We start from the raw sequence: 6,724 nt of genomic DNA, 5'->3' as shown, positions 1-6,724 counted from the left end.
TACAGTTCGCGGCCCATGCCGGCGCGCTGGGCGCCCTGTCCGGTGGGGATGCAAGGGGACGTACCGGTCGTTGTGGAGCTTGCCGACGGGGATGCGGAGCCAGTAGGCGGAACCGATCTGGACGACCGAATCGATTGTCAGGTCGAGGAGTTCGCCTTTGCGCATGCCGGTACGTGAGAGCATTTCGATGGCGAGGCGACCGAACTCGTCGGGCAGGTTGCGGGCTGCGGTCAAGAACTTGGCGGCGGCGCCGTCGTCGAGGAATCGCGGTAGCGGCTTGTCCTTGATCGGCCGGTCCGAGGAGTAGACCGGCGCTCGGGCAGGGATATCAGGATAGTCCCATGCGATGATGCGTGGATAGAACGCGCTCAGGTGCCCCATGCGCATGCCGATGGTGGTCTTGGACAGGTTCGTGTTCTTGCGATACCCCGGCCGTGCCGCCAACCAGGTCTTGTAGGCCTCGATGTGGGTGCGGTCGATGTCGGCGACGCAGACTACGTCGCTGGTGGTGGCCAGATGGCCGGCGAACTGGCGCAGTGTGGTCTCGATGCAGTCCACCGACGAGACCCGCAGGCTGATGCCGATCTGGTCGAGGTAACGGCGCATCGTAGCGACCATGACGGGCGCGCACTCCTCGGCGCGGTCCCAACCGATCTCGGGCACCGATCGTGCTGCCCAGCGTTTGCGCGGATGTGGCCGGGGTCCTTGGCCGCGATGGAACATGAGCGCATCGAGCCCAAAGAGTGGCGCGTTCAACGATTTCGGTGCACGCCCGACCTTGGCGACTACGGCGGAATGAAACTGGGCCCGGGCCGCGACATACTCCGCCGAGGTGAGCGCCTCGGTCGTGGCGCCGGCGATGACACAGATCTGCGCGAGTTTGGACCACATCTTCCCTGCCTCGCGCTCGCAGAATCCCAAACTTGTTGCCTGCGTGCGGAATGTGGAAGCAGCTACGGGTTCACGTTCGGCCAGATGGGCGCCCCATTTCGATGATGATTGCACAACAGAGATCGCATCGACGGCCACCGACTCGAAGACGGCCGCGAAGGCAACGAACGCGCGCACGATGTCGGAAGCTGCCATGCGCGCCGACACCGGTAGCGCGTTCCATGCGCCGAGATCACCGAACCTGTCCTCGAACCGCAGGACAGCCCGGAGTCGGGTTCGGTGGGCATGTGCATTGGTGACCGCGTGAACGTATGTGCGGGCCGCGGTTGACTCAGGTTTTCTCAAAGAGTCTGTCGGAACGCTCATTTCGCATCTCCAGGGATGTCACCGGCGATGCCGTCGAGAATGTCCATCGCCTTGGAATACTCGCCGATCAGCCAGTCGTTGGCCAGATGCAGATAGATGCGTGTGGACTCGATGGATGCGTGCCCGGCTTGAGCTTGAATCGCCTCCAACGCCATCCCCGATTCGCGGAGTCGGGTGAAGCAGGTGTGTCGAAGTTCGTGACATGTCGCATGAGGTAACCCGCCTCGAACTCGGGCGCCGGAGAGAATTTCATCGAGACCGGCCGCGGAAAGCGGGTTGCCGCGTCTGGGACGTTTGAGGACCACGAAGACATGATCGGTGGCACTGTCGATCGGGCGTTCGGCGTCGAGATAGCGGCCGAGGCTTTCGAAGAAGGTCGGTGCGACCGGGACGATGCGTTGGTGGCCGCCTTTGCCGGCGGCGACGAACACTCGTCGCTCACCGGGTCGGACATCGGGCATCCGTAAGCCCAGCACCTCGCATCGGCGTAGTCCGCCGAACAGCATCAACAGGACCATCGCCCGGTCTCGTTCGCAGCGTAGCGCGGCCAATAGTGCGTTGACCTCGTCGGGGCTCAGTACCCGTGGGAGGCGCCGCGGCGCTCTGATCAGTGGGGTCCCGCGAACGTGAGAGCGTCCTGACCGGGTCGAGAGGCCTCGCGGCACGGGATTCTTCTCGACCAGCCCACGCTCATGGAGGTAGGAGAACAGGCCGGAGATCGACGCCAGTCGACGTTTGATGGTCGAGGTGGCCAGTCCCGATTCGCCGTCGCTGAGGCGGACCACATTCTCTTTGCGTGGAAGTCGTTGCGCTTGAATGAAAGCCAGTACATCGCTGGTGCTCACCTGCGTCGGTTCCTTGCCGATGATGGTGAAGAAGACTTTCAGGTCGAACGTCTGTGCCAGGAGGGTGTTGGTTCGTGCTCTCGCAGCGACGAAGCGTAGGTATTCATCGAGAAGTGGTTCGCCGAGTCGTGGAATTTCGCCAGGCGGCCGGACCAGCGCTGGGACGAAAGCATTCATTGTGGGGCCTCCTCGATCGAGCCGACAACCGACATGATCAGCCTGACACTGGATGCGTCAGATCACCCACATATCATGATTTTCTTCGCAGCGGAGCTCGACCGCAACAACAAGTGATCATCGACTACATCAACCGATACAAAAGCGAGTACGGCGTCGAGCCGATGTGCAGGGTGCTCAGCGAGCACGGCTGCTCTATTGCGCCGTCCACCTACTACGAAGCCCGCAACCGTCCTGCATCTCGACGGTCTGTGCGCGACGAAGAGCTCAAAGCCGAGGTCAGCCGTGTACATGCCGAGAATTATTCGGTCTACGGAGCCCGGAAGGTGTGGCTGGAAATGCGTCGAGAAGGCATCGACGTGGCCCGGTGCACGGTCGAACGGTTGATGGGTGCCCTCGGGCTCGAAGGTGCACATCGAGGCAAGGCGAAACGGACCACTATCGCAGATCCACAAGGCCGTCGAGCGGACGATCTGGTACAGCGAAAGTTCAACCCGGTTGCGCCAAATGTGTTGTGAGTAGCCGACTTTACTTATGTTTCGACGTGGTCGGGTTGGGTGTACGTCGCGTTCGTCATCGATGCATATTCACGCCGAATCCTCGGATGGCACACCGCGACGACAATGACGACACCGCTGGTGCTCGATGCCATCGAGCACGCAATCTGGACCCGACGCCGAGAAGGAATTACCGACCTGTCCGGGCTCATCCACCACAACGACCGCGGATCGCAAGGCGCATTCAACTGGTCGAAGCAACACGTTGCTGTTGAATTGATCGTAGGTGTTCGTCCCAAGCTTCAGCGGGGGTTCGCCATTGGAGTCGTTTCCGTGGTCGCGTGTTGAGAGCGTGTGCGACTGCCGCGAGATCGTCTGGGCTCCATCGCGAGAGATCAGTTCCCTTCGGAAAGTATTGGCGCAGTAGTCCATTCGCATTCTCGTTGGTACCTCGTTGCCACGGGCTGTGCGGATCGGCGAAGTACACCTTCAGCCCGGTGTCGATGGTGAACTGGGCGTGTGCGGACATTTCCTTTCCTCGGTCCCAGGTCAGCGAGCGTTTGAGTTCGGTGGGCATCGACGCCAGTGCCTGTGCCAACGCTCTGTTCATCGACACCGCTCCGTATCCCGACAGTGCCGGCCCGTTCTTGGTGATCGGTTGCTGTCGCCACCCTTGTTCCCGAGGCAGGTGCACGAGGGTGGTGTATCCGGTTGTGCGCTCGACGATGGTGCCGATCGCGGACCTGTCCGTGCCGATGATGAGATCACCTTCGTGGTGCCCGGGGATCGCACGGTCGTCGGCTTCTTCGGGACGCTCGCTGATGAGTACGTCCGGTGTCACATGGGCCCAGGCAACGCGTTTCGCTCTCGCGCGTGGCATCCGAAGAGCGCGGCCGGTGCGCAGGCACAAGATGAGTTCGCGGCGCAGCGCACTGCGACCCTCGATGAACAGGGACTGGTAGATGGCTTCGTGGCTGATCCGCATGGACTCATCATCCGGGAAATCGATCGGTAGCCGGTGCGAAATCTGCTCAGGGCTCCACGCTTTCACCCATCGGCGGTCCTGCCGATGCGGCTTGTTCAAGCCCTTCCATTGCCGTTCGAGCGGTCCGGCGACAGCATCGCCGCCCGGCTTGGTGATCTGGCCTGAGAGTCGGTCCTCGACGTAGTGCCGTAACCGATCGTTTGCCGCGAGCTTGGCGGTCTTCGGGCGACGAGCAAACAACTCGGCTTTCCAGTGCGCCACGCTGGCGCGGTACTCGAGCGTGCCGCCACGCGTGGCAGCGTTACGCCGCAACTCCCGCGAGATCGTCGACGGGCTCCTCCCGATGGCACCCGCTATCGAGCGCACCCCATGGCCTGTGGCGTGCAGGATCGCGATTTCCTCACGCTCTGCCAAAGAGAGGTACCTGCCTGCCGGCGCGGGCCACGAGTACGGCGTCATCCCGCCAGCGTGCCGGAACCACCGCTGGCCCGCAGGCTGTCCCACGCCGACAGCGTCAGCTGCCTCACGAGGAAGCTTGCCTGTGGCGATCTGGTCCCAAAACTGCCGTTCCTTCGACCGAGGATGGCCCGGTGCTCCCGGTGACCTCATCGGAGCCCTGCCCGTTACTTCCCGCACCCAATCCGATGGACGACCCACAACACCCTCCTGACCTCGAATGTTGCGTCCACCGATTGAGCCCAATCAATACACGTCAATTACGTTCACCGACAGACTCATTGAGGCTGGTATCGATACCTCGATCGGGGCCACCGGGTCGAGCTACGACAACGCTCTCGCCGAAACGATCAACGGTCTCTACAAAACCGAGTTGATCAAACCCCGCGGGCCATGGCGAACAGTCGAACATGTGGAAATCGCCACCTTGGAATGGGTGGACTGGTTCAACCACCGACGCCTCTACGAGCACTGCAGCGATGTTCCACCGGCCGAACTCGAGGCGTTCCACTACGGTGAACACAGAACTACGCGAATCGCGGAGTTCTCAAATCAGTAAGTCTCCCGACTCGCCGGAGCGATTCAGTCTTACCCCCGGCAGTACTCGATCGGGATAGCAACCAAGCACTCGAAATATTCGTCAGGCGCGCGAACCGGAACATGTTGCCGGAGAGGCAGACTCACCGTCGACGAATGCAATGCCATCGACGACGGTGCCAGTAGCTGCCGTAACCGCCGCGCCGTGCCTGCGGTGCGAGCGCCGAGGACCTCGATCATACGGGACTGAGTTTGAGAACTGCTACTTCGACTTCGTGTAACTGCCCTCAATATCTTCGAGGGCATCAACAAGGCGGTGAGGTAGATGGAACTCCATATGCCCTGTGCGGAGGTAGGATTCGGATGACAGCACTCCCTGCATGATTTCGTTACCAGGTCGCAATTCATGTGCTCGTTGCAGTTCCGTGACAGCTGTCTTTATTACCTGAATTTCGGATCCGTCACTCATCAGTAAAGTGATTCCGATCCACGAGGGGTTGATGCCGGTGAGCTTGAGTAGGGATACGGGAGTTCCGTTGACTTCGATGTACCTATAGTCCCCGGCTGCAAGCAAAGCTAACCTCACTGCATTGGCACTTTGCGTGTAAGTGTGGGAATCAGAGTCAGTTTGATTGATCTCGAACTGTTTCCGTGCCTCGACGAGTTGGATGGTCTTTGTATCGAGGTCTGCGATGTCGCCTGGGTTGAAATATCGGTCGAGGCAGCGAATGCGCTGGTTGAGATGAATCCGGGTGCGCTTGGTCGCCACAGGGGTAACTCCGTTCGTGTAGTCGTCAATTCCATTGTATTGCAATAATTCGGGAGCAGCGCGCCGTAGCAACGTCAACGTGACGCCCCGAGGACACGGAGTTGGAGCATTGTTAGAGCTTGTGGTCGACGGACGGATCGGCAAGCGGAAGGTCGCGGTTCCGCCAATGAACGTCGCGCCAGATCAGTCAGGGTGGGAGATACGCCGCTCAGCCGCGGTGAACCCTGCCCGCAGATTGCTCAGCCACGTTCGAATGTATAGGGCCTCGTTGGAGATTTCCGGTGTTTACGGCGCTGCCATAAAAGTTGTCTGATTCTTGCTTGTCGAAAGCTCGGAAACCGTTGCAAGCTCGACAACTGCTGCCAAGCGACTGAGCTCCAACTGTGTTGCGGTTTCTCGCCATGATTAGGAAATGTCGTGGTCATCGACCCATTCGAGTTGTTCGAAGTCACCAGTTTCGAGTTGAGCATAAGCACCCAGCCGAATTCTCGCGGTCTGCGTTCGAGTCACTATTGCAACTCAATTCTTCGCGCGAGCCGCTTAGGGCTGTTTTTCTACTTCTCGGCGCTGGCATTGGTGGTCGTAGAGGTCGGCGTACACCGACCCGAGTTCGGCGCTTCGGGGAAGTCCTCGCTTGGCTCTTCCGCAGTTCCTTCGAGTCGGGCGGTGGCCGTTTCGACTTGCCAGGCTCGCGTGTCAAGCACAGCGGACACTTCGTTGACCAGGCGTTCGACACCGCTCACGATGGCGCCGGTGAAATACCCGAACGCTCCCTCCCATCCTTGTTTCGCTTCGTCCCGCGCTGATGTACAAGTACTTTTGCGCAGTCATAGAGAAACCGGAATACTGCGGGCTCCATATCGAACCCTTACGTGGTTTGACCTCCTCGTAGTAGCTGGCGATCTCGAACGGGCGGCCCCAGTTTCGTGCCGTATTGCGCATTGCGGGTCCGACTTCCGCTTGTCCGGCATGTGATGATCTCTGCGAGTACATCGCCAGCGTGAGAGGGATTGCGATCAACGATCATCGTCCAGCATCTGCCGATGTCGCATTGACGGTCGCGTCGGCCACGGTTCTCGGTGTCACTGTCGGCGTTCTGCTTGCCGAGATGGTTGTCGGTGTCGTGGTCGGAGGCGGGTACCGCAGCACCGCTCGGCGTACTCCTGATGGGCGGTCATACGGCTTCCCCCTCTTGCTCGTC

General features: G+C 60.4%; 4 protein-coding genes, 2 pseudogenes and 1 other annotated feature. Of the genes and pseudogenes, 2 read left to right on the top strand and 4 right to left on the bottom strand.

Going from position 1 to position 6,724, the window contains the following annotated elements; all coding sequences use genetic code 11:
* Both ABT116_RS38125 and ABT116_RS38120 read right to left on the bottom strand, forming a co-directional pair.
* On the bottom strand, positions 1-1,086 hold a 1,086-nt coding region (locus tag ABT116_RS38125), incomplete at its 3' end, for a tyrosine-type recombinase/integrase (protein WP_351644011.1).
* Between the two features lie 167 nt (positions 1,087-1,253).
* Positions 1,254-2,279, bottom strand: a complete 1,026-nt coding sequence (locus tag ABT116_RS38120) for a tyrosine-type recombinase/integrase (protein ID WP_003943780.1) — start codon at positions 2,277-2,279, stop codon at positions 1,254-1,256.
* Positions 2,280-2,355: 76 nt separating this feature from the next.
* Positions 2,356-2,485 (top strand) — a sequence feature (AL1L pseudoknot).
* On the opposite strand from ABT116_RS38120, the pseudogene ABT116_RS38115 reads away from it, so the two are divergent.
* Positions 2,360-3,013, top strand: a pseudogene (locus ABT116_RS38115) (IS3 family transposase); the annotation flags it as partial. (Overlaps the previous feature by 126 nt.)
* Before the next feature lie 7 nt (positions 3,014-3,020).
* Here the strand turns inward: ABT116_RS38115 and ABT116_RS38110 are convergent.
* Complete coding sequence (locus ABT116_RS38110) at positions 3,021-4,370, bottom strand: IS30 family transposase (RefSeq protein WP_351644007.1); 1,350 nt, start codon at positions 4,368-4,370, stop codon at positions 3,021-3,023.
* A 91-nt stretch (positions 4,371-4,461) separates the two neighbouring features.
* On the opposite strand from ABT116_RS38110, the pseudogene ABT116_RS38105 reads away from it, so the two are divergent.
* Positions 4,462-4,776: pseudogene (locus ABT116_RS38105) on the top strand (integrase core domain-containing protein); the annotation flags it as partial.
* Positions 4,777-5,016: 240 nt separating this feature from the next.
* Here the strand turns inward: ABT116_RS38105 and ABT116_RS38100 are convergent.
* Positions 5,017-5,523 carry a hypothetical protein gene (locus ABT116_RS38100; RefSeq protein WP_003943781.1) on the bottom strand — a complete coding sequence of 169 codons (507 nt, stop codon included), beginning with the start codon at positions 5,521-5,523 and terminating at the stop codon, positions 5,017-5,019.
* Positions 5,524-6,724: the final 1,201 nt, after the last annotated feature.

It is taken from the genome of Streptomyces sp. NPDC002130, from assembly GCF_040296465.1.
Taxonomy (GTDB): domain Bacteria; phylum Actinomycetota; class Actinomycetes; order Streptomycetales; family Streptomycetaceae; genus Streptomyces.
Note: the sequence above shows the minus strand (reverse complement) of the source record. Positions and strands in the feature narration are given on the sequence as shown.